The sequence below is a fragment of the Pseudophaeobacter sp. 1A16562 genome (assembly GCF_041008785.1).
In the GTDB taxonomy this organism is placed as follows: Bacteria; Pseudomonadota; Alphaproteobacteria; order Rhodobacterales; family Rhodobacteraceae; genus Phycobacter; species Phycobacter gallaeciensis_A.
Map to the genome: position 1 here is coordinate 13,059 of NZ_JAXGFT010000023.1, position 23,543 is coordinate 36,601.

At 60.7% G+C, this 23,543-nt stretch carries 20 protein-coding genes; 11 read left to right on the forward strand and 9 right to left on the reverse strand.

Annotated features, from left to right (window positions below; genetic code table 11):
• Positions 1-9: 9 nt before the first annotated feature.
• The gene (locus SM764_RS21260; RefSeq protein WP_369002700.1) at positions 10-1,605 is read right to left on the reverse strand and encodes a methyltransferase regulatory domain-containing protein; all 1,596 of its coding nucleotides are present in this window, start codon (positions 1,603-1,605) and stop codon (positions 10-12) included.
• Positions 1,606-1,853: 248 nt separating this feature from the next.
• On the opposite strand from SM764_RS21260, the gene SM764_RS21265 reads away from it, so the two are divergent.
• The 4 genes from SM764_RS21265 to SM764_RS21280 all read left to right on the forward strand — a co-directional run bounded on the left by SM764_RS21265 (position 1,854) and on the right by SM764_RS21280 (position 5,449).
• Complete coding sequence (locus SM764_RS21265) at positions 1,854-2,312, forward strand: Rrf2 family transcriptional regulator (RefSeq protein WP_369002701.1); 459 nt, start codon at positions 1,854-1,856, stop codon at positions 2,310-2,312.
• A complete protein-coding gene (locus SM764_RS21270; protein WP_369002703.1) occupies positions 2,309-2,995 on the forward strand; it encodes a Crp/Fnr family transcriptional regulator in 687 nt (228 codons plus the stop codon). The genes SM764_RS21265 and SM764_RS21270 overlap by 4 nt, the downstream gene beginning before the upstream one ends.
• Positions 2,996-3,192: 197 nt before the next feature.
• Positions 3,193-4,866: a bifunctional protein tyrosine phosphatase family protein/NAD(P)/FAD-dependent oxidoreductase gene (locus tag SM764_RS21275; protein WP_368947092.1), complete on the forward strand. Its 1,674-nt coding sequence runs from the start codon at positions 3,193-3,195 to the stop codon at positions 4,864-4,866.
• Positions 4,867-5,056: 190 nt separating this feature from the next.
• Positions 5,057-5,449 carry a rhodanese-like domain-containing protein gene (locus tag SM764_RS21280; RefSeq protein WP_065270653.1) on the forward strand — a complete coding sequence of 131 codons (393 nt, stop codon included), beginning with the start codon at positions 5,057-5,059 and terminating at the stop codon, positions 5,447-5,449.
• Between the two features lie 57 nt (positions 5,450-5,506).
• Here SM764_RS21280 and SM764_RS21285 read toward each other — a convergent pair whose 3' ends face one another.
• Positions 5,507-6,265 carry an alpha/beta fold hydrolase gene (locus tag SM764_RS21285; protein WP_274867156.1) on the reverse strand — a complete coding sequence of 253 codons (759 nt, stop codon included), beginning with the start codon at positions 6,263-6,265 and terminating at the stop codon, positions 5,507-5,509.
• Positions 6,266-6,380: 115 nt separating this feature from the next.
• Here SM764_RS21285 and SM764_RS21290 point away from each other — a divergent pair, with 115 nt between their 5' ends.
• Entirely contained in the window at positions 6,381-6,746 is a 366-nt protein-coding gene (locus tag SM764_RS21290) for a hypothetical protein (RefSeq protein ID WP_369002704.1), read from the forward strand.
• On the opposite strand, the gene SM764_RS21295 is transcribed toward SM764_RS21290, so the two are convergent.
• Together SM764_RS21295 and glyA are read right to left on the reverse strand one after the other, a co-directional pair.
• Complete coding sequence (locus SM764_RS21295; RefSeq protein WP_369002705.1) at positions 6,743-7,654, reverse strand: DUF817 domain-containing protein; 912 nt, start codon at positions 7,652-7,654, stop codon at positions 6,743-6,745. The two genes, SM764_RS21290 and SM764_RS21295, sit on opposite strands and share 4 nt — an antisense overlap.
• 179 nt (positions 7,655-7,833) lie before the next feature.
• The gene (gene glyA, locus SM764_RS21300) at positions 7,834-9,129 is read right to left on the reverse strand and encodes a serine hydroxymethyltransferase (protein ID WP_274834205.1); all 1,296 of its coding nucleotides are present in this window, start codon (positions 9,127-9,129) and stop codon (positions 7,834-7,836) included.
• A 222-nt stretch (positions 9,130-9,351) separates the two neighbouring features.
• Between glyA and SM764_RS21305 the strand changes: the two genes are divergently transcribed.
• Entirely contained in the window at positions 9,352-10,107 is a 756-nt protein-coding gene (locus tag SM764_RS21305; protein ID WP_369002706.1) for an NAD kinase, read from the forward strand.
• An 82-nt stretch (positions 10,108-10,189) separates the two neighbouring features.
• Here the strand turns inward: SM764_RS21305 and SM764_RS21310 are convergent, their stop codons facing one another.
• Positions 10,190-11,626: an amidase family protein gene (locus SM764_RS21310; RefSeq protein ID WP_369002708.1), complete on the reverse strand. Its 1,437-nt coding sequence runs from the start codon at positions 11,624-11,626 to the stop codon at positions 10,190-10,192.
• A 394-nt stretch (positions 11,627-12,020) separates the two neighbouring features.
• On the opposite strand from SM764_RS21310, the gene prpE reads away from it, so the two are divergent.
• A complete protein-coding gene (gene prpE / locus SM764_RS21315) occupies positions 12,021-13,913 on the forward strand; it encodes a propionate-CoA ligase PrpE (RefSeq protein WP_274828444.1) in 1,893 nt (630 codons plus the stop codon).
• A gap of 108 nt (positions 13,914-14,021) precedes the next feature.
• Here the strand turns inward: prpE and SM764_RS21320 are convergent, their stop codons facing one another.
• Positions 14,022-15,410, reverse strand: coding sequence for a methyl-accepting chemotaxis protein (locus tag SM764_RS21320; RefSeq protein ID WP_369002710.1), 1,389 nt, complete (start codon positions 15,408-15,410; stop codon positions 14,022-14,024).
• Positions 15,411-15,885: 475 nt separating this feature from the next.
• On the opposite strand from SM764_RS21320, the gene SM764_RS21325 reads away from it, so the two are divergent.
• Complete coding sequence (locus tag SM764_RS21325; RefSeq protein WP_369002711.1) at positions 15,886-16,923, forward strand: calcium-binding protein; 1,038 nt, start codon at positions 15,886-15,888, stop codon at positions 16,921-16,923.
• Positions 16,924-17,056: 133 nt separating this feature from the next.
• Here the strand turns inward: SM764_RS21325 and SM764_RS21330 are convergent, their stop codons facing one another.
• Entirely contained in the window at positions 17,057-17,479 is a 423-nt protein-coding gene (locus SM764_RS21330; protein ID WP_065270643.1) for a tellurite resistance TerB family protein, read from the reverse strand.
• A gap of 271 nt (positions 17,480-17,750) precedes the next feature.
• Here SM764_RS21330 and SM764_RS21335 point away from each other — a divergent pair, with 271 nt between their 5' ends.
• The 3 genes from SM764_RS21335 (at position 17,751) to SM764_RS21345 (ending at position 22,284) form a co-directional block, all read left to right on the forward strand.
• Positions 17,751-19,331 carry a lysine--tRNA ligase gene (locus SM764_RS21335; RefSeq protein WP_369002712.1) on the forward strand — a complete coding sequence of 527 codons (1,581 nt, stop codon included), beginning with the start codon at positions 17,751-17,753 and terminating at the stop codon, positions 19,329-19,331.
• 144 nt (positions 19,332-19,475) lie between these two features.
• On the forward strand, positions 19,476-19,880 hold the full coding sequence (locus SM764_RS21340; RefSeq protein ID WP_369002714.1) for a DUF4864 domain-containing protein: 405 nt from the start codon (positions 19,476-19,478) through the stop codon (positions 19,878-19,880).
• 118 nt (positions 19,881-19,998) lie between these two features.
• Positions 19,999-22,284, forward strand: coding sequence for a glycosyl hydrolase family 28-related protein (locus tag SM764_RS21345; protein WP_369002715.1), 2,286 nt, complete (start codon positions 19,999-20,001; stop codon positions 22,282-22,284).
• A gap of 8 nt (positions 22,285-22,292) precedes the next feature.
• Here SM764_RS21345 and SM764_RS21350 read toward each other — a convergent pair whose 3' ends face one another.
• Both SM764_RS21350 and SM764_RS21355 read right to left on the reverse strand, forming a co-directional pair.
• Entirely contained in the window at positions 22,293-22,778 is a 486-nt protein-coding gene (locus SM764_RS21350) for a HugZ family pyridoxamine 5'-phosphate oxidase (protein ID WP_369002716.1), read from the reverse strand.
• A gap of 24 nt (positions 22,779-22,802) precedes the next feature.
• Positions 22,803-23,471: a hypothetical protein gene (locus tag SM764_RS21355; protein WP_369002717.1), complete on the reverse strand. Its 669-nt coding sequence runs from the start codon at positions 23,469-23,471 to the stop codon at positions 22,803-22,805.
• Positions 23,472-23,543 lie beyond the last annotated feature (72 nt).

The window sequence follows — 23,543 nt, forward strand, 5'->3', positions numbered from 1 at the left end:
CTGGCCCCGTCAGGCGACAGCCTGCGAGTGGGGCTGGGCCTCTGGGTTCGGCATTGGTGGCTCAAGCGTGAGGCCGAGGCTTTCGCAGAGCGGCAGGCGCTGGGCTGCAAATGTGTTGGCCCGCACCCGCAGAACCGCAAGGTTTTCCTCGGGTGTTTCCAGAATACGGCCATCGGCATGCAGCCGATAGCCTTGCGGCGCGAGGATCTGCCAGGCCAGCTCTGCCCATTCATTCGGCGTTTGTAGCCCTTCGCTGCGGGCCAGCAGGAACAGCTGTTCAAACCGGTCCATTTCGATGCCGCCGCCAGTCACGGGTGAAGCCAGAAAGCGCAGGGTTTCGCTGTCTTCAGCGCGTTTGCACACGGCGGTATTGAAGGCGCGGCAATGTGCTGCTCGCTCTTGCAGACCTTCCTGCGGCAAGCAGGGGGTGATGTGGCCTGCGCCGATCAGAACGGTCAGGATACGGGTGATTGCCTCCCATGTGTTCTGCCCGAAAGCGCCCTGATCCAGCAGGTTGCGCACGGTTTGCGGACCGTCCTGCAGCGCCGTCAGCACCGGCGCGTACTGCTCTGATTGCAGGGGAACCTCTCCCTGACGCCCCTTGAAGGTCAGTCGCCCACCGCCATAGCGGCGCGACAGCGCCAGCGTGGTTTCAAACCAGGCGCCGATGGCGCCGCGTGCCGTGTGGGGCAGTTCCCCCCGGATAAACAGGTCGGTGCGGAATTGCTCGTTCAGCAAAAGATCCCGCAGGCCCTGACGGCGCACCGGATCGGTTTCCGCGTTCAGAAGGGCCAGCTGCTCGGCGGAAAATGACACGTCGTCCAGATGATCCATCGGATCGGTCGAGGCCATGAAGGACAGTTTGGCCTCGGACATGTCGCTGGCCACATCGGCGAAATGGAACGGGGTCCAGTCCCTGTTGAGATACTCATGCGCCAGATAGTTGGGCGACATGTTCTTGATCTTTTCAATCCATGCGGACAGCGACGGGTTCGAGGAAATATACCCCGCTCCGGCCTGATCCAGTTGTTCCAGGTGCTGGATCGCATCGCCGATCCGCTCGGCCAGCGGGCCACTGCCCTGAGCTGTGCGGTCCACCAGGATGCGGCGCAGGGGCACAGCCGCCGCCCAACCGGGTTGCGTGTTGTAGCTGATGTAGACCATGCCGCCGGATTTCAGCCGCTTCGACAGGAAGTCGAGGATATGCTGCTGGTTCTCCCTGGACACCCAGCTGTAGACCCCGTGCAGGGCGATGACATCAAAGGTCTCGGGCAGGCCCGGCGCATTGGCGAAGTCTTCGAAGGATTGTTCGTGGAAATGCATGTTGTCCAGCTTTGCTTCTTCGGCCAGTGCCCGGGCGCCAACCATATGAGCCGGGTTGAAATCCATCGCGTGGAATTCGATATGCGGGTTGGCCGCTGCCAGCAGATTTGCCGAAACGCCCTGGCCGCAGCCCAGTTCGCAATATGTCAGCTTGGATCGGTTCAGCCCGTGTTTCTTCCCTTGAGAGACGGCGCAGAAGGCGAGGTGGGACGGCGCCAGTTCGCGAAAAAAGTCATGTGTGTAATCAAGATCGGCCACATAGCCGGAAGTCCAGTCGTTCATATTGCGCCTTGTTGGTCCGAGGTTTGTTCGAATGCAGCGTGACGTGCTGGCTCACAAATTTCATAAAACTTGTAATAATAGAGTTAATGTCACTCAGCATTTTCCGGCCTCGCTATTCAGGCCGAATGCGCCGGTTTGGCCGCGTTGTGATAATGGGAGAACACGTGCGCCGCGGCCGCACTTTCGCTGCCGTGACTGCGGTTCTATACTGGCCCTGCTGCGTACCCTGCGGCGCCGGGGAGACAATCATGAAGCTGACCAGATATACCAATTATGCCTTGCGTTCCCTGCAGTTGGCAGCGCTGAAGGCGCCGACATTGGTGCGGGTCGAGGACATGGTGCAGATCCATGGGTTGTCGCGCCCCCACGTGGTCAAAATCGTGCATGAACTGGGCAAGGCGGGCTACCTGCAGACCCAGCGCGGGCGCGGCGGCGGTTTTCGTCTGGGGCGGCCTGCTCACGAAATCGTGGTCGCGGATGTGGTGCGCCTGACCGAGGGGCCGATGGAAGTGGTGGAGTGTTTCAACCCCGACAAGAATACCTGCCCGCTGATGGGGGTTTGCAAACTCTCCCGAAAGATTCAGGAGGCTACCCAGGCCTTCATGGCGGTGCTGGAAGAAGTGACCATCGCAGATATCGCTTCGAACAGGGGCGACCTATTGGCACGGATCGCGCCACTGGACCCCCGACCGGAGAGCGCAACGTGACGGCGGAGAGCGAAAGCCGGGATTGGGTCGATCAGTTTCCCGGTCTTTCGCAGCTGGAAACCCCGGCCAGACAGGTGCTGCTACAGCGCAGCACCCTGATCGATGTGCCTGCGGGGACTGTTCTGTTTGGGCCGGGCAAAACGGCCGAGCATATGCTGTTCCTGTTGGAGGGCACCGTTCGGGTTCAGCATTTGTCGGACAGTGGCCGTGAGATCGTCCTCTACCGTGTGGGCGGCGGCGAAAGCTGCGTTCTCACCACCGCCTGCCTGATGGGCTATGCGGAATATTCCGCCGAAGGTATCGCGGAAACCGAGGTGCGGGCCGCCGCTGTGCCACGTCTGGTTTTTGACGATCTGGTGGCGCAGTCACCCTCGTTCCGGAATTTTGTCTTCACCGCCTTTTCGCGGCGGATTACCGATTTGTTTCTGGTGATCGATGAAATCGCCTTCCAGCGGATGGACGTGCGGCTAGCGCAGCGGCTGCTGGAGATTTCCAAAGGCGATGACCGGATCGAGACCACGCACCAGCGGCTCGCCGTCGAACTGGGCACCGCCCGCGAGGTGGTGTCGCGGCAATTGCAGGAATTCCAGCGCCGCGGATGGATTCGGCAGGCGCGGGGAAGCGTCCATATTCAGGATCGCGGGGCTCTGCTGAGCCTGGCGGAAGACGCCGCAAAGGCGTGATGCCTCGGGGTGATGTCTGGCATCTACGGCTTTGGTGACTAAGTCACCGACGGGTGTAGCACCGAAACTTATAAAATGAATGTAGTTTTGTGAGAGGGGGCTGCAGTGTTTGCCGATGTCAGGTCCGGTGATCTGACTTTCGGGAGCTGCACGGGCTGGTTTTGCTGGTCACGCGCCACCAGACGTGAGGAGACACCATGGACTTCAAGACATTGACGAGTGGCCTGTCGGTCAGCCCGCAGATCACTATCGCGGACCTGCCCGCGATCCGCGATGCGGGGTATCGGGCGATCATCTGCAACCGGCCGGACGGGGAGGGGGCGGATCAGCCCACCTTTGACGAAATTCAGGCTGCGGCTGAAAAGCTGGGGCTTGAGGCGCGCTACCTGCCGATCGTGTCGGGCAAGGTCAGCGACGCGGATGCCGCCGGGTTCGGTGCGGCCCTGACGGAGTTGCCGGGGCCGGTGCTGGCCTATTGCCGCTCGGGCACCCGCTCGGCAACCTTGTGGTCGCTGTCGCAGGCCGACCGGCTCAGCGTTGCGGATATCCTCGCCACGACCAATGCGGCTGGCTATGACATGGGTGGGGTTGTGCGACGGATTGCCAATGGCGGCAAAACGCCGACGGACCGGGCGGATGCGCGGTTCGACGTGGTCATCGTCGGCGGCGGCGCGGCCGGGATCTCGGTGGCCTCCAGCCTGAAATCCCGCAAGCCGGATCTTGATATCGCGATCATCGATCCGGCGGATATCCATTATTATCAACCGGGCTGGACCATGGTCGGTGGCGGTATCTTTGACGCGCAAGACACGGTGCGGACCATGGGATCGCTGATCCCCAAGGATGTGCATTGGATCAAGGCGGCGGTCGCGGCCTTTGAGCCTAAGGACGATGCCGTCGTTCTGGATGGCTGCCGGGTGGTGAAATACGACCGGCTGGTCGTCTGTCCGGGGCTGAAACTGGACTGGCACAAGGTCGAAGGACTGGTCGAAACGCTGGGCAAGAACGGCGTCACCTCAAACTACCGCTACGATCTGGCGCCCTACACCTGGGAGCTGGTGCGGGGGCTGAAAAAGGGGCGGGCGATCTTCACCCAGCCGCCGATGCCGATCAAATGCGCCGGGGCGCCGCAAAAGGCAATGTACCTGTCGGGCGATGCCTGGCTGCGAAACGGGGTGCTGAAGGATATCGACATTCATTTCAACAACGCCGGTGGCGTGTTGTTCGGGGTCAAGGACTATGTGCCCGCGCTCGAAGGCTATGTGAAGAAATACGGCGCTCATCTGAACTTCTTCCACAATCTGGTGGCGGTCGATGGCGAGGCACGCAAGGCCTGGTTTGATTTGGCCAAGCCGGACACGCCGGTCGAACGGGTCGAGATGGAGTTCGACATGATGCATGTCTGCCCGCCGCAGACGGCGCCGGATTTCATCCGGGTGTCGCCGCTAGCCGATGCCGCAGGCTGGGTCGATGTGGATCAGTCCACCCTGCGCCACACAAGCTATGACAATATCTGGTCGCTGGGCGATGTGATGAACGCACCAAATGCCAAAACCGCTGCCGCGGCACGTATTCAGGCGCCCATCGTGGCGGAAAACCTGGCGGCGGATATCGAAGGCAAGGCGCCGGTCGCGCAATACAACGGCTATGGCTCCTGTCCGCTGACCGTGGAGCGTGGCAAGATCGTCTTGGCCGAGTTCGGCTATGGCGGCGCCATGCTGCCGAGTTTCCCGAAGTTCCTGCTGGACGGCACCAAGCCTTCGCGCACAGCCTGGCTGCTGAAGGAGAAGATCCTGCCGCCGATCTACTGGAAGGCCATGCTGAAGGGGCGCGAATGGATGGCGAAACCGGAAAAGATCAGCGCGCGCTGAGGAAACCGGCCCATGGCAACCTTGTTCCGGTTGGCGTGGGCACACTTTCGGCAGGGAGGCGATCACGGCTGGTTGAGGCGCGGCCTTTGCGGGGTTGCCGCCCGGATGGCTTCGCGCGTAGCGTGCTGCGAGAGGAGCCGCCGATGATGGATGGGCGGCTGAACCTGCTGATCAAGAAAAGGAAACTGTCATGCCCCTGACTCTGCAACAGATGATGCAAGACGCCAACGCCGCCGTGGAGCGCCTGCCGGTGGAAGAGGCGCAGAAACTGCTGGAGCAAGGCGCCTTGCTGCTGGATATCCGTGATGCGCCGGAACTGTCGGCCAATGGCCGGGTGCGGGGGTCGCACCATATCCCCCGCGGCATGCTGGAATTCCGCGCCGATCCGGCCAGCCCGTTCCACGACGACACCCTGAAGATGGATCGTCCGATCTTGCTGCATTGTGCTAGCGGTGGCCGGGCGGCCCTTGCGGGCAAGCTGCTCAAGGATATGGGCTATGAAACCGTTTACAACACCGGCGGCCTGTCCGATTGGGCAGCAGCGGGTGCCTCGATCGAAGAGCCGGTCGACAAGGGCATGTAATCGCGATCATCCGGGCCGTTCCAGGATCAGGGTGGCCCGGATCATGACACAGCCTGTTCAGGCGTTGAAAAAGGCCCGCGCCGTCTGTTCAAAGGCGCGCGGGTTTTCTGCATGCAGCCAGTGCCCGGCGTCGGGGATCTTGGCGAACCGTGCGTTGGGGAACTTGGCCCGGATCTGCGGCCTGTGCTCCGGCAGCACATAGTCCGAATTGGCGCCGGACAGAAACAGCGCAAGCCCGTCCCAGCTGGCCTCAACCTGCGGAAAGGACATGATGTCGGGCATATGATTGGCCAGCGCATCAAGGTTCAGCAGCCAGCGTTTTCCCTGAATATCAAGCGATTGCGTGAAGAAGCTCTGCAAAGCTGGTTCCACACCCAGTTTAGCTAGCTGTGCATGGGCATCCGAGCGACGCGTCACCTGTTCCAGATCCACCTGCCGCATGGCTTCGATGAACTGGATCTGACTGTGGGTGTAGCTGACCGGGGCAATGTCGGCGACCAGCAGGCGCCGCACCGCCTGCGGGTGCAGCAGCGCCAGCATCATCGAGGCCTTGCCACCCATGGAGTGGCCGATCACATCCATCTGTCCGCCGTGGGCCGCGATCACCTCGGCCAGATCCTCGGCCATATCGGGATAGCTGTGGCTGTCGCTCCAGGGGCTGTTGCCATGGTTGCGCATATCCACTGCGATCACCTGGCGCTCGTCGGACAAGCGTTTGGCAATGACGCCCCAGTTGCGGGCCGAGCCATAAAGCCCGTGGGCGATCAGAAGAGGCGGGCGGTCAGTCGGGGTACCGTGCAGGATCGTGTTCAGCATGGGGGCAGGTGATAAACGCGATGGCGCAGCGGCGCCAGCCCCATTGAGCCAGCTATGTGAACGCGGTAGGTTGCGCCTTGGCAGGCAGGACGCCGCCGGACCGGAGCCCAGAACGATGTCACAGACCGTCCTTGAGGAAATCGAAGAAATCCGCAGCCTGCTGGCCGAGCGTACGCAGGCCTCGGGTGATCTGCCTTCGGCCCTACGCAAGGCGCGCCGCCAGTTGCCGCGGCGGATCTACCGACAGGGGATGAGACTGGCCGAAGCCCTGCCGCTGCTGGAGCATCCGAAGCTGAGCCTGACGCTGGATCAGGCGGCGCTGCATGGAGCCAGCCGCGAGGTTACGGCTCATCTGCGCAGCATCAATCTGGCGGAGCGGCGCAAGGACCGGCTGTTGCAGATGCTGGGCAGCATGGCGTTTTCCTTGCTGGCCGTCGTGGCGCTGCTGATCCTCGTGTTGCGCTGGCGCGGGTTCGTCTAGCGCAGCCAGGGCGCCTTTGCTGCGCCGGTGGGGTCTTTGACACGGGGACGCGAGGCGTGTAGCGCCTTATCGCTCAGCGCCTCGCGGAAAACCAGGGTTACCGTGGCAAAGCTTACGTACAGCAACAGGTACCAGGACCCCATCTTGGCAAGGCTCACCCAATCTGTCGGGGCCTGCCCATGATAAAGCCAGGTCCGCGTGCCCGTGCCGATGTTTTCAGCCAGCCACAGGAAAAAGCTGGATAGAAAAGCCGCAAGCGGCAGCGGCATCCAATAGCGGTTATGACCGATGGTGAACCAGATACGGGTGCGCAGGAAAATGACCACCGTTGCCGCAAAAAGCACGACGCGCATATCAGGCAGGAAGTGATGGGCGAAGAAATTGCCATAGATCGCCACCGCAAGCAGAAGGGGCATCCAGTAGGGCGGATAGGGTGCAAAACGCATGTCGAACAGCCGGATGACCCGCGCCATATAGGCCCCCACCGAGGCATACATGAAACCGGAAAAAACCGGCACCTGATACATCTTGAACAGACCGTCGCCCGGATAGCTCCAACTGCCCATATGGACCTTGAAGATCTCCATTGCGGTGCCGGTCAGGTGAAACAGCAGGATCACGCGAACTTCGCGCCAGCTTTCCATCCCGGTCCACAAAAGCAACGCTTGCAAGGCTAGCGCGTACATCAGCAGCGCGTCATAGCGCGCGAGCACCCAGTCCGGCTGCCAGATGTGATTGCTGAAGAGAATGCCGAACAGGAGCAAGGCTCCGAATATGGCGGCCCAGGCCTGCTTGAGGCCGAACATAACAAATTCTGCCACGGCAAAGGGTAGGCGGGCCCGCATGGCATCGCCAAGTCGGCGTTCAAGGCGGCGGGTGCGGTTGGGACCGGCGGGAAAATTCGCCATGTTACAAGATCTCAAACAAAATAAATGGTTACCAAACTGTGCAGGGCGGAGACGGTCCTGTCAGGCGCCGTACTCCTCCTTGAGAATATCCATTGCCCGATAAACTGACATTCGGCAAGAAAAATGCCCGGGCGATGTCATCGCGCCGGGCACTGGAAGCATAAAGAACCGTTCTGGGATCAGAGGTTCGGGTAGAGCGGGAATCGGGCGCAGAGGGCCGCGACCTTGCCGCGCACGGCCTCTTCCACGGCCTCGTTGCCGTCTTCACCGTTGGCGGCCAGACCATCGATCACCTCGACGATCAGGTCGGCGATGTGGCGGAACTCTTCCTCACCAAAGCCGCGGGTGGTGCCCGCCGGGGTGCCAAGGCGGATGCCCGAGGTCACTGTCGGCTTTTCCGGGTCAAACGGGATGCCGTTCTTGTTGGTGGTGATATGCGCACGGCCGAGGGCCTTGTCCACGATATTGCCGGTCACGCCTTTGGGGCGCAGGTCGACCAGCATGACGTGGGTGTCGGTGCCGCCGGTGACGATGTCCAGGCCGCCCTTGATCAGCTGATCAGCAAGGGCCACCGCATTGGCGCGCACTTGCTTCTGGTAGCTTTTGAACTCGGGACGCAGGGCCTCTCCGAACGCAACAGCCTTGGCTGCGATCACGTGCATCAGCGGGCCGCCCTGGATACCGGGGAAGATGGCCGAGTTCACCTTCTTGGCGATATCGGCATCGTTGGTCAGGATCATGCCGCCGCGCGGACCGCGCAGAGTTTTGTGGGTGGTCGTGGTCACCACATGCGCGTGCGGGAAGGGCGAGGGATGCTCACCTGCGGCCACGAGACCGGCGAAGTGGGCCATATCCACGTGCAGATAGGCACCAACCTTATCTGCGATTGCGCGGAAGCGGGCAAAGTCGATGACTCGCGGGATCGCGGAGCCGCCGGCGATGATCAGCTTGGGCTGGTGCTCCAGTGCCATGGCTTCGACCTGATCATAGTCGATCAGGTTGTCGTCGCGGCGCACGCCATAGTGCACGGCGTTGAACCATTTGCCCGACTGGTTGGGCGCGGCGCCGTGGGTCAGGTGACCGCCCGAGGCGAGATCCATACCAAGGATGGTGTCGCCGGGTTTGATCAGCGCCTGGAAGACGCCCTGGTTGGCCTGGCTGCCCGAGTTCGGTTGGACATTGGCAAAGCCGCAGCCGAACAGTTCCTTGGCGCGTTCGATCGCCAGGTTTTCCGCCACGTCGACATACTGGCAGCCACCGTAGTAGCGGCGCCCCGGGTAGCCTTCGGCGTATTTGTTGGTCAGCACGGATCCCTGTGCTTCCATCACTGCGGCAGAAACGATGTTCTCCGATGCGATCAGCTCGATCTCGTCGCGCTGGCGGCCCAGCTCGTCAGTGATCGAAGAATACAGTTCGGGATCGCGATCGGCGAGGGACTGGGTGAAAAAACCGGGGTCACGGGTGGTCTCGGTCATGCTGGCTCCGTCGGGTTGGAGGTGGGATTGCGCGATTTCCTATCGGAAACACGGCCGATCTAAAAGCCCGTAAAGCGACTATTACCTGCGGCAGAACGGCCACTCTGGTCTTTGTGGGGCAGCTGTGCTTGTTTCGGAACCGAATGCGCACCACCGGAAACAGATTTCCGCGCCCTGCGCCCCCAGTCGTGACCTCAGGGTGGCCCCAATGAGAATAGCTTCATGAGAATCGCCTTTCTGGCCAGCTCCGCCAAGGTGGCGCAAATCGCGCTCAAGGCTTTGGTCGACCGCTATGGAAATGTTCCGCCGCAGGAGGCGGAAGTGATCGTGGCTTTGGGCGGAGACGGCTTCATGCTGCGCACCATGCACGAAACCGTCGATCTGCCCGCGCCGGTCTATGGCATGAACCGGGGCACCGTCGGCTTCCTGATGAACGAATATCACGAAGAGGCGCTGATCGAGCGGCTCCGGGAAGCGGAGCAGGAAATCATCAACCCGCTATCGATGACGGCAATGGACCGGGATGGAAAGATCCACCACGCGCTCGCAATCAACGAGGTGTCGCTGCTCCGGGCCGGGCCACAGGCGGCGCGGCTGAAGATTTCGGTGGATGGGCGACAGCGGCTGGCCGAGCTGGTTTGCGACGGGGCGCTGGTGTCCACGCCGGCCGGCTCTACCGCTTATAACTACTCTGCCCACGGCCCCATTCTGCCAATCGGCGCCGATGTGCTGGCCCTGACGGCGGTGGCAGCCTTTCGCCCGCGGCGTTGGCGCGGAGCGCTGCTGCCCAGTACCGCCAATGTGCGTTTTGACGTGCTGGAGGCCGACAAGCGCCCGGTGATGGCCGAAGCGGATTCAATCTCATTCGAGAATATCGACTGGGTGGAGATCCGGACGGATACAAGCATCCGGCACAAAATCCTGTTTGATCCCGGCCACGGACTGGAAGAGCGGCTGATCTCGGAGCAGTTCACCTGATCCAGAAGACTGAGATGTGAAAAGGGGCGCTGCGGTTTGCAGCGCCCCTTTATAAAGGTGTTCAAGGTTGGGGCAGGCTGTGTCAGCCCTGATCCATCATCTCCCACAGCGGCAGATGCATACGGCCAACGCGAGCCTCGATCGCGGCGCAGGCATCGACCGCCATGTCTTCGCGCCAGCGCGGCGATACGATCTGGACGTTGATCGGCTGCGGGCCTTGCTCCAGCTGCGCCAGCCGGGAGGGAACGCAGCCTGCGGGCAGCCCCATGAAGTTCATCGCATAGGAATAGACCGCGCAGCCCAGCACCTCGTGCACGCCTTCCGCGCCTTCGGTGTCGCGATCCGGTTTGAAGAAGGGCTGCGGCAGGAAGGGGGTCAGCACGAGCGGATAGTCCTGCTGGAAAAGGGACCACTCCCGCGCATAATGGCTGCGTTTTGCCATCATCTGCAGCAGCTCATCGCCCATGAAAGGCGGGAACTCCTGGAAGTAGACCTCGAAGATGTCGCGTACGGTTTGCGATCCGGCGGCATCCACGTCCTTTTTCATCATCGCGTAGACCTCGCCCATCAGGGCGCGATAGCCGTTGCGGCCTGCCTCGAACACATTGGGCGGCTCGACCTCTTCCACCACGTAACCGGCATCGCTCAGCGCATCACGGGCGGTCAGCAGCGCCGCCTCGACCTCGGGGTGTAGATCATAGCCGTGGGTGTTGCGGGTAAAGGCGACCTTGATCGGTCCTTCGGGGGCTTCCCCGCGCCAGGGCAGGGGGACGTGGAAGGGATCGCGCGCATCGGGGGCGATCATGGTCGGCATTGCCAGGTGCAGATCCTCGGCCGAACGGGTGATCAGACCCTGCACCGACATGGATTGCGCCAACATGCCGCGCTCTGCCTTCTGGCTGGGGTTCCAGGCAGGCACACGGCCCAGGCCCGGTTTCACCGTGACCGCGCCGTTGGCCGCAGCCGGAAAGCGCAGAGAGCCGCCGATATCATTGCCATGCCCCAGCGCGCCGATCCCGGCCATTACGGCTGAACCTGCGCCGCCAGAAGAGCCGCCCGGCGAAATATGCCGTCCCCAGGGATTGTAGGTGCGTCCGTGCAGCGGGTTGTCGGTATCGGCACGGAATGAAAACTCCGGCGTATTGGTGCGCCCAATCACGACGGCACCGGCCTTGTGCAGGTTCTCGACCACCGGGGCATCCGCCGGGGCGATGAGATCCTTCAGCGCGGTGACCCCGTTCGAGGTCGCATGACCCGTCTGGTCGACGTTGATCTTGATGGTAACCGGCACCCCGTGCAGCGGGCCGGGCGCAGCGCCTGCAGCGCGTGCCTTATCGAGGGTCCGGGCGCGTTCCAGCGCCTCGGCGCTCAGGTCTTCGACCACCGCATTGAGCGCGGGATTGGCGGCCTGCATGCGGTCGATCGAGGACTGAACCGCAGCCTCGGCGGAAATGTCCCCGGCACGGGTCTGGGTGGTCAATTCGGTGGCGCTGAGACGCCAGATATCGCTTTGTGTCATATGTAATTCTCCTGTCGGCAGGTTAGACGCCGCGCGTCGGGTTGCAAGGGGATATGCGGCAAAACCAGGGATCATTTTGCGACTTGCTGCGGGAACGGGCAGGGCTGTGCGGATGCCGCGCGGATCGCAAGATGGGCGTCCTGACGCGTGGAGTGCTGCGCATTGATTCGAAGGCGTAGTGGCAGTTCTTAGCCAAATTGGCTTTGCAACTTTGCAGATTTCCAGAAATTGCGCCTTAACACGTAAGGCTCCGCCGCGTTTGCATATATTTGCAGGGCGTAACAGGCCGAAATTGCAAATTTCTGCTACACTGTGACGCCACGTTCCTTCGGCGGCTTGCCCGGGCGCATCGCTTGGGCATAACTCTTTTGCATCGAGGAGCGAGGAGGACGCCATGTCGTATCAAGACGTATATGCCAGCTGGAAATCGGATCCTGAGGGGTTCTGGATGGAGGCCGCGAAAGCGATCGACTGGGACCAGGCTCCGAGCCGGGCGCTGAGCGATCTTGGCGGCGGGCTGTATGAATGGTTCGCCGACGGCATGGTCAACACCTGCTACAACGCCGTTGACCGCCACGTGGAAAACGGACGTGGCGAGCAGACGGCGATTATCTATGACAGCCCGATCACCCATACCAAGCGCGAGATTTCATTCGTTGAGCTGCGCAACCGCGTCGCCACGCTGGCCGGTGCGCTGCGGGCCAAGGGCGTTGAAAAGGGTGACCGGGTCATCATCTACATGCCGATGATACCCGAAGCCCTTGAGGCGATGCTGGCCTGCGCCCGTATCGGCGCGGTGCATTCGGTGGTCTTTGGCGGTTTTGCGGCAAACGAACTGGCGGTGCGCATCGACGATGCCACTCCCAAGGCGATCATCGCTGCCTCCTGCGGGTTGGAGCCGGGCCGGGTGGTCCACTACAAGCCGCTCTTGGATGGGGCCATTGATCTGGCCACGCACAAGCCCGACTTCTGCGTGATCTTCCAGCGTGAACAAGAGGTTGCCGAGCTGGTCGAAGGGCGTGATGTCAACTGGCACGGCTTCCAATACGGGGTCGAACCGGTCGATTGCGTGCCGGTCGAGGGCAACCACCCGGCGTATATCCTCTATACCTCCGGGACCACGGGGCAACCCAAGGGCGTGATCCGCCACACCGGCGGGCAGCTGGTGGCGCTGAACTGGTCTATGAAGAACATCTACAACGTAGATCCGGGCGACGTGTTCTGGGCGGCCTCTGATGTGGGCTGGGTCGTCGGGCACAGCTACATCTGCTATGGGCCACTGATCCATGGCAACACCACAATCGTGTTCGAAGGTAAACCTGTGGGCACCCCCGATGCGGGTACTTTCTGGCGGGTGATTTCCGAGCATAACGTCAAGAGCTTCTTCACCGCGCCTACGGCGTTCCGCGCCGTGAAGCGCGAAGACCCCAAGGGCGAATTCGTTGGTAAATACGATCTGTCCTGCTTGAAACAGGTGTATCTCGCGGGCGAACGTGCTGACCCCGACACCATCACCTGGGCGCAGGACCAGCTGAAGGTGCCGGTGGTCGACCACTGGTGGCAGACTGAAACCGGCTGGTCCATCGCTGCGAACCCGCTGGGGATCGAGGAACTGCCGACCAAGCTTGGCTCGCCCGCCGTGCCGATGCCGGGCTATGAGGTGGATATCCTGGATGAGGGCGGCAATCCGATGCCTGCAGGTGAACTTGGCGCCATCGCGGTGAAGCTGCCCTTGCCGCCGGGCACCCTGCCGAACCTCTGGAATGCCGAGGAACGTTTCAAGAAAAGCTATCTCACCACCTTCCCGGGCTACTATGAAACCGGCGATGCAGGCATGAAGGATGAGGATGGTTACCTCTATATCATGGCGCGCACTGATGATGTGATCAACGTGGCCGGCCATCGCCTGTCCACCGGCGGCATGGAGGAGGTTCTGGCCTCGCACCCCGATGTTGCCGAATGCGCGGTGATCGGCGTTAGTGATCAGTTGAAGGGGCAGATGCCGGTTGGCTTTCTTTGCCTGAACGCGGGCACCAACCGCCCGGGCGAAGAGATCGTCTCTGAGGTCGTGAAGCTGGTACGCGAAAAGATCGGCCCGGTTGCGGCATTCAAATTGGCCGTGGTGGTGGACCGCCTGCCCAAGACGCGGTCTGGCAAGATCCTGCGCGGCACCATGGTCAATATCGCAGACGGCACGCCTTACAAGATGCCCGCAACCATCGACGATCCGGCCATCCTGGATGAGATAAAGGACGCCCTGCAAAGCATCGGCTACGCCAAGGGCTGAACCAGTCTGAAGGCTAGAATACCAAACCGTGCCGCATTGCTGCGGCGCGGTTTGTTCGTTGGGGGTCTAAGAAAGCCAGTGCTGGGGGAGGGTTTTGAAACCCCCGTCTCAGGCCGCCGGACGGTGTGTTTGTAGGGGCGTGTCCGGGGTGGCTCGGACAGCCCGGACGGTGCCTTGCCCCGCGTCACCGCCGACCTTGAAAGTAGCGACACGCTGCTGCAGCAGCCGGGCGTTGTGCGACAGGTCCAGACTGACGGCGCTGGTTTCTTCCACCATTGCGGCATTGCGCTGCGTGACCTGATCAAGCTGACCGATGCCAACGTTGATCTCTTGCAAGGCGGCTGCCTGTTCCTTGGCGCCACTGGCGATATGACCGATGCGTTCGGAGATGTCCGATGCGCCGCCAATGATGGTCTGAAGTTCCTGGCCGACCTGTGCCACGACATCCACACCCGAATGCACCTGCGAAGAGCTGCGTTCGATCAGCTTTTTGATTTCCCCTGCAGCGCTGCCCGAGCGCTGGGCCAGGGTTCGAACCTCGGCCGCAACCACCGAAAACCCCCTGCCTGCCTCTCCGGCACGGGCGGCCTCGACGGCGGCATTCAAAGCCAGAAGGTTGGTCTGAAACGAAATGTCGTCAATGAGGGAGACAATGCTTCCGATTTCCTCGGAGGATTGCTTGATTGCCTCCATCGCGTCGACGGCCCGGTCCATGACTTTATTGCTGTCCTTAGCAGTCCGCTGCGCCGTATCTGCGATGCCTTTGACATCCTGCGCCAGATTGGCCGAGGAATTCACCGCTGATGACAGCTCTTCCACTGCGGCGGCGGTTTCTTCCAATGTCGCCGCCTGCGATTCCGTGCGTGACGACAGTTCCCCTGAAGAGCCTTCGATCCCGTCGGCGGCTGCGGAGACGGTCGATGCAACCTGTTTGACCGATAGAACCACTTGCTCCAGTTTTTCGATGGCCGCATTGAAGGTGGTGCCAAGGGTGCTCAGCTCTTTGATGTCTGATACCTCGACCCGGTGCCGCAGATCGCCCTGGCTGATGGCCTCAAGCCCGGTAAGGATGCCATCCATGGCTTCCTGGCGGGCGCTGGCATCGGACACGTCGGTGGCAATCTTGATGACTTTGCGCACCTTGCCTTCAGAGTCGAATACGGGCGCATAGGTTGCCTGTATCCAGACAGGTTCGCCGGATTTCGAAACTCGTTCGAAGCGGTCCGAATAATATTCCCCCGATGCCAATCCCGACCAGAAGGTCGCATAATCCGCCGATTGCGCGTCTTCGGGCTTGACGAACATCGAATGATGATGCCCTTCGATCTCGCTGAGTTCATAGCCCAGGGTTTCGAGGAAATTCTTGTTTGCTTTTAGGATTGTGCCGTCTGTCGCAAACTCGATAACGGCCTGTGTCCTGTCGATGACGTCCAGAACCGCCTGCTGTTCTTCGAACTTTCTTTCCCGCCGAATACGGGGCTTGATAATTTTCAACATCAAATCGTCCTCACATAATAACTCTTGCCTTAGTAATCGGCAGGAAAAAGGGTCTGTCGATACGTGCAAAACGTTGAATTGTTGCAATCAATAAACGATTTGAGGTGCGGGCGTGTTTTTCAAAATTTTCGGTGAAACGGAAGGATGAACAATCTTTTCAGGATCTTCCGAAGTATTTTGCAATCCTTATGGTTGCAGTGGCCGCGGGCGGCTCCATTAACTTTTGCGAATTTTTTACGACTGTTAATTCGCTATGCTGCTTTTGTGTATGCCTGCCGTGCAACAGTCGGCAAAGGTAATCGCCTAAGTTTTCAGCCGTCTGAACGCGTTATCCGGTTTGAGTCGCTGATTTTCTATTTGAGCCATCGGTCGGCGAAATGGAGGCGAGGCGCAATACTTGGAACAAATCCATCGATCTGTTAGCGGTAGCAAGGTGTAGAGTTCAATCTGGTGACAGTATTAAGGGGTGGAAATAATGCGTGCGAAGGTTTCTTGGGGACAGAACGCAGACGAGATGGGGTTTGCCCAACCGCATAACATCTTCAATCTTTTCAACGGAATCGTCGGGAATGATGATTTCCCCATCAAGACATCAACTGACCGCGCCCTGGTCGTTGAGGGGCAGTTGGGGTTTGCGGGCTTTCCGCTGGACCTGCGGATGACGGTCAAGGGTGTCGGTTTCACCTATCAGGGCGATGAGGTTACCGGCGGGGAGATTCGCCACATCAAAGTGGAGCAACTGACCGATGATGGCGGGACCGCCAAGATCTTCAATATGCGCGGCTTGCGGATCGACGTGAACGATCTCACCGATGCGATGGATTTTGAAGACAACGGTGGCTTTGATGGCACCGTTGAAGAGCTGCTCTATGGCAAGGGCTGGGTCTACCGGGGCGTGCCTTCGGTGGATGTCATCGACCCGAATGAGATGTTTTTTGGCAATGGCACCCAATTCAGCATGGATGGGCGGGACAAAATCTTTGGCCGCGCCGGGGACGACACCATCCTTAGCGGTGGAGGGCGTGATTTCGTGAGCGGGGGGAACGGTAACGACTTCATCCGCGGCGGGTTGGGGAAAGACACGCTGAAAGGCGGCCGAGGGGATGATGAAATCTATGGCGACGTCGGCTACTGGGACGGGCGACGCGACAAGATCTTTGGCGGTGGCGGCGACGACTACATTGAGGCCGGCGCTGGCAACGACCGTGTCAACGGTGGCCGCGGAAACGATAAGATGTATGACACTGTCGGGCGCGATACTTTTGTCTTTGGTAAGAGATCCGGTCACGACTGGATCCACGATACTGACAACAACGGTGCCGACCTGATTATCCGCACCGGCAAAGAGATCACGGTCACCTTTATCAATATGGAAGAAGAGTTCAGCTCAGGCCCATGGGCCGGGGAATACTTTGACCGCGGGTTCCTGTTGGAATGGGGGCGCAACAGCCTGCTGCTTGGAACCTATGGCGATATCGAAGATTTCGGCCTGACGGATTATACCATGCTGTGATGGTCAAAGGGCGCAGGGCGAGGAGTATCGCGCCTTGCGCCCGTCAGAATCCGTCAGAATTTGCTTACGAACGGCCCGAGCATAAAGCTGCTGCGGGCAGGTTCTTGTATGTGGGTCCTAAGTGGGGCCGTGCCTAAACCATGTGCCGCGCGCGGGCGCCACGTTCAATGGCGGCGGCATGCAAGCGGTCGATGTTCAGCTCATACCGCATTTCTTCCAAAAGGCGCAGCTCGGATTCCGCCAGCGTGCCATCGGCAGCAGCCACGTCACAGGCCAGCGCATAGGCGGTTTCGAACAGGCGTTCTGGCAGGTTGTCCCGGATCAGGCCGAACAGGGCGTCCAGCCCGTCCTCCTGCTCGAATAGGTCGAAAACGGTCTGCGAGATCGTGTTGATCCGGTCGATGTCATAGTCGGCAAAGACCGGCAACATGTTGACTGCGGATTGGATCTTGACCAGCTCGGCGGTGCGGATGTTCTCGTCCGAGGCCGAAATCGCCACCATCAGCGCCACGAGGCAATCCTGCGGCGTCATCGGATGGGGGGCTTGCTCGCTCATGGGGGCAACCTTTTGTAAAACCACTGTACATCACGGACGATATGCGGGGTTTTCTGCGGGTGCAACCATGCCGGTCCGCAGGTCGGCCCCCCGGGGCGGTGTTTTGCCGCCGACAGGCGGATCCGGCAGGTTTTGTTGCGCGGGGCGACGGGGTTTGGCGCCAGTGTTTATTGACTTATGCCGCACCGGCACAATAGAGGAGGAGGCCGGATGCAAGACGCATACCGGTAAAGCGGATATAGGCCGATTGGCGGCCCCGATGGAGAACAACATGTCTGAACTGCGCGAAACCGCTCTGACGAGCAAAGCCTGGCCGTTTGAAGAAGCACGCCGCATTCTCAAACGTTATGCCAAGGGCGCGCCGGAAAAGGGCTATGTGCTGTTTGAAACCGGCTATGGCCCCTCGGGTCTGCCTCATATCGGCACCTTTGGCGAGGTTGCGCGCACCACGATGATCAAGCGCGCCTTCGAGGTGATCTCCGATATCCCGACCAAGCTGATCTGCTTTTCCGACGATCTGGACGGCATGCGCAAGGTGCCGGGCAATGTCCCGAATGCCGAAAGCCTGCACGACCACCTGCAAAAACCGCTGACCTCGGTGCCCGATCCCTTTGGCACCCACGACAGCTTTGGCCACCACAACAACGCCATGCTGCGCCGGTTCCTGGATACCTTTGGGTTCGAGTATGAATTCTACTCGGCGACCGAATTCTATGGCTCGGGCCAGTTTGACGAGGTCCTGAAGCGCGCCTGCGAACGCTATGACGAGATCATGGAGGTCATGCTGAAATCCCTGCGCGAGGAACGGCGCCAGACCTATTCGATCTTCCTGCCGATCCACCCGGAAACTGGCCGCGTTCTATACGTACCGATGAAAAAGGTGGATGCGGAAAACCACAGCATCACCTTTGACGATGAGGACGGCAAGGAATGGACCCTGCCGGTCACGGGTGGCAACGTGAAACTGCAGTGGAAACCGGATTTCGGCGCGCGCTGGGCGGCGCTGGAAGTTGATTTCGAAATGTACGGCAAGGACCATAGCACCAACACGCCGATCTATGACAAGATCTGCCGGATCCTGGGCTGGCGCGCGCCTGAACATTTTACTTATGAGCTGTTCCTCGACGAGAACGGCCAGAAGATCTCCAAGACATCGGGCAATGGCGTGTCGATCGACGAATGGCTGACCTATGCCTCGTCCGAGAGCCTTGCCTATTTCATGTATCAAAAGCCGAAAACGGCCAAGCGGATGCATTTCGATGTGATCCCCAAGGCGATGGATGAATACCATCAGCAGCTGCGGGCCTACCACGGTCAGGATCTCAAGGGGCAGCTCAACAACCCGGTTTGGCACATCCACGGCGGCGACGTGCCGGAATCCAAAATGGTGGTGCCTTTCTCGATGCTGCTGAACCTGGCCTCTGTGGCGTCGGCACATGACAAGGAAACGCTCTGGGGCTTTATCCGCCGTTATGCACCCGATGCGACGCCGCAGACCCACCCCGATCTGGACGCGGCGGCGGGCTTTGCCGTCAAATACTACGAAGACTTCGTCGAGCCGCAGAAAGTGTTCCGCGCGCCGAGCGACGTCGAACGTGCCGCGCTGGAGGAATTCCGCGGCAAACTGGCATCCTGGGATGGCGAGACCACGGGCGAAGCGCTGCAAGGCATCGTCTTTGAGGTGGGTCGCGAGCATTTCGGCAAGGAAAACATGCGCGACTGGTTCAAGGCGCTTTATGAGGTTCTGCTGGGCGCCAGCCAGGGTCCGCGCTTTGGTGGCTTCGTCGCCCTTTACGGCGTGGAAGAGACCGTGGCCCTGATCGACAAGGCACTGGCTGGCGAGCTGGTCTGAGACCACCGCAAGACAAGGATGAGAAGGGCGCCCAATGCGGCGCCCTTTTTTTGACGGCCCGCAAGCTACGCCCTTGTCATCTAATTTTTGACCTGCCGCATTCCTGGCCTAGCTAACACATCTAGGTATCGTTGGAGGTCGCCAATGTTCAGGTTTGCAAGTTTTGTGTTTTCGCTGGTGCTTCTGGCGCTGCCTGCGGGGGCAGAGGACAGGGACCGGATCACTGGCGTGATCGGGGCCCAGATCGAGGCGTTTCGCGATGATGACGTCACGCGGGCTTTCGGTTTTGCCTCCCCCCGCATCCGCAGCCTGTTTGGCACGCCCGAACGCTTTGGTCAGATGGTCGAGCGTGGCTATCCGATGGTTCTGCGCCCAAACCAGGTCCGCTATCTGGAGCTGCGGGAGGTCGCAGCTAACCTGTGGCAACGGGTGCTGATCACCGATCAGGACGGGCGGCTGCACCTGCTGGATTATCAGGTTGTCGAGGGCGGCACGGACTGGAAGATCAACGCCGTGCAGATCCTGAAAGTGCCACAAGGCAATGCCTGAAAGCATGAGGCCCGGTGCAGGAGGGGCGCGCGCCTGTCTGACGCCGGATTAAACCCGACATTCTAAACCCTTTCCGATCTGCGCTGCTTGCGCGTCGTGGCATAGGAAAGGGTTTCCCATGAACAAGGTGATCACCGATGGGCTGCAACTGGCGCCTTCACCCTTCGAGGAAGGGCTGGATCAGTGGTCCAGCGGCGATGGCACGCCGGGCTCGGATACTTATGACGGGGTGGTGAACGCGGCCTATGTGGCGGCGGATGCGGATTTTGGCGGCTGCCTTGAGCTGCAAAAGCTCGACAGCACACAAAAGCTGCGTTTCATGGGAAAGACACCGATCCTGCCGGGGTGTTACCTGCAGGTCCGCGCCCGCATCAAGGCGATCAGCGGCGCGCTTCCGACGGTGCGGGTGGCGGGCTGGGCCGGGCAGGCCAATAACAGCCACCTGTCCGGGGTGGCCGAAACCGGTACCAGCGCGACGCTGACCACTTATGGGCAGGTGGTGGAAGTCACGGCCATCGTCGGGACCGGCAGTCGCAGTGGGGTGGATATGCCCTGGGGCCTTGCGGCCGATCACGGGCATTTCGGACTGGATCTGATCGGCCCTAATGGCGGCGTGGTGCGGATCGACGATATCGAGATCACCGATATCACCCGCGCCTTTCTGCGTGATATGATCAGCCTTGTGGATGTGACGGATTTTGGCGCCATCGGGGACGGGGTTCAGGACAACACAGCCGCCTTTGAAGCCGCCGATGCTGCTGCCGACGGGCGCCGGGTACTGGTGCCGGAAGGGGCGTTCTTCCTGGGCGAAACGGTGTCGATGGACAATGAGATGGTGTTCGAAGGCACGCTCTCCATGCCGACGGACAAGATGCTGATTCTGCGGCGCAATTTCGATTTTCCTGCCTATGCCGCTGCCTTTGGTGACGAAGAGCTTGCCTTCAAGAAGGCATTTCAGGCGCTGCTCAACAACGTGGATCATGAATCGCTGGATCTGCGGGGGCGCATGATCACCGTGACTAAACCGATCGACATGCAGGCGGCGGTGCCGAACCGCAGCTCTTATGCCACCCGTCGGGTGATCCGCAACGGTCAGTTTTCCGCTGTGGGCGGCGCGGCCTGGGATACCGAAACCGTGAGCTCTCAGGCGACCTACGACAGCAGCGATCCGCGCAAGCTGCGCAACGTGGCCAATATCGCCAATATCGCCATTGGCACATTGGTCGAAGGCAGCGGGGTGGGGCGGGAAATCTACGTGCGGGCCAAGAACACCGGCGCGGGCGAGCTGACGTTGAACGCGCCGCTTTATGACGCGGTGGGCACGCAGAATTTCACTTTCAAGGACTTCAAGTATCTGCTGGATTTCTCAGGCTTCAGCCAGCTCAGCAAGTTTGGCATGACCGAGGTCGAGGTGCAGTGCAATTCCCATTGCAGCGCCCTGCGCCTGCCGTCGGCGGGCACCGTCTTCAGTCTCGATCATTGCTTCATCTCCAGGCCCAAGGATCGCGGGATCACCTCGATCGGGTCGGGCTGTCAGGGCATTCTTGTGGACAATTGCCAGTTCCTGTCCGCCGAAGAGCCGCTTGATGTGCCGGATCGGAGCAGCGTGGCCATCAACGTCAACGCCAATGATGCCAAGCTGCGCAACAACCGTGCCAGCAAATTCCGCCATTTCGCGCTGTTGGCGGGGGCGAATAATACGGTCACCGGCAACCACTTCTTTCAGGGTGACAGTATCGCCAATGGCGTGCGCACCGCCGGGCTGGTGCTGACGAATACCTATTGTTCGACGACCGTGTCCGACAATTACGTCGACAATTGTTTTGTCGAATGGACGAACGAACAGGACCCGACGCCGGATTTCAGTTCGGGCTTTTCCTTCAGCGCCCTGTCGATCACTGACAATGTGTTTCTGTCTGGTGAGGTCGCGCCCTGGTTCAGCTATATTGTGGTCAAACCCTATGGCACCGGGCATTTTCTGAACGGTGTCACGGTGTCCGGCAACAAGTTCCGGTCGATCAACGGCTTTATCGACCGGGCCGAGCGTGTCGATACCAGTTTTTCCGGGCTGGATTTCAGCCGCAGTAAGATGGTCTTTTTCGAAGGCAACACCTTTCACGGGATCAGCTATCCTGCCGCCAGCCCCCTGCGGCTGGAATACACCCAAGGCAGCGCCGCCACGACCTGGACTATCGACACGGACCAGCAGCTGCCGTTCGGAGGGCGTGCCCGCAAGGTGGATGCAATCACCGCGCTGGGGCCGATCACCACGTCGGGTGGCGGCAAACGCTATGCCATGCCCTATGCCGAGGTCGAACAGGGCAGCGGCAAGGACCGCGTGAAGCTGAACTGGCAGGAAGCGGTCAAGGGAGAGGTGCAGGTGATCGTGCGGGTGGACCGCTAGCACGCCGCTCAGGCGGGGGGCGTCAGATCATCTGGGCTCAGCACAAAAGCCTTGCCAAAGCCACCGTTCAGATGTCCCGCCGTCACATCCAGCCGGACAAAGGCGAAGTCTCCAAACCCGATGTAGAGTTTCGCCTTGGGGAGGTCCTGCAGGTAATGCGCGGCCAGACGGGCGTGTTCTTCGCCGGTATTGGGGACGAACTGCGCACGGCCCTGCAGACTGAGCCGGGGATGGGTCAGGGGATCGCCTTTGTCTCCCGGCTCCCCGACGAGAAAGGAACAGGCAGGCGCTTTCTGCAAGGCACGCGTATGGGCGGAGAGGGTCGAGATCAGACTGATCGGCTGCCCCTCTGGTGACAGACCAAAGGCCACCCGCGTGACAAGCGGGGTTCCATCCTCGGTAATGACACCCAGCGCAGCAAAGCGTGCCTTCTCCATCAGTACGCGGGCCAGGCTGCGGGCCTCATCATCGGTGGGTCGGATCGGGTTGGTCATCGCGGTTATCGCCCTGCAAGTGTTTCAGAACCTATGCCACAGGGCGATTTTCAGGCCAAGGCTCCGGTCTACGGCCTTTTTGTGTTCCAGCCCCACAACCAGGTCCTGCCGCTCTGACACCCTGTAACGCAGGCTTGGGATGATGGCATAGGACAGGGGCGCACTGGCGCTGCGGGAGGTTTCAATCTGCAGCATCGGCGAAAAGGCCTTGCCGGTATTGAGGCCGATGGTGGCATCCAGTTTCCAGATCGGATCCGGGGCGTAGGCGCGGTATTCATAGCTGGCATCGAGAGAGATCCAGCCACTGGCACGGGCGGTGGTAAATTCGTGGCCAACAGACAGGGTGGTGCGGGACATGGGGCGCCAGTGGCCATGCTGATGGCTGCCGCCAGCGGCGAATGTCAGTGCAAACCGAGGTCGATCGTGGCCGCGCAGCAGCGGTATGCGGGCAAAGAGCAGGGCGTGGCCCGACTGCCGGTCGTTCTGGTTCAGATCAACGCCGAGGGTCAGCCGCGGCGACCAGCCGTATTCCCCGAAATACCCCAGCTCATGGCGCAGAGTGCCATCCTCGGTCTGCCGCAGGGTGGCGCTGGCGGCAACAAAACCCTGGCCTGTCTGACGCAGCCAGGGCCCAGCCAGCGCGGGCGGCGCCAGAAGCAGGCTGAACAGGCAGGAGAGGATCCAGATCCGCAATTGAAACTCCCTTGGGTTGCTTTGCTGATTTGAAATCTACCTTTTGATGTTTTTGCCGCAAACTCAAGTTGC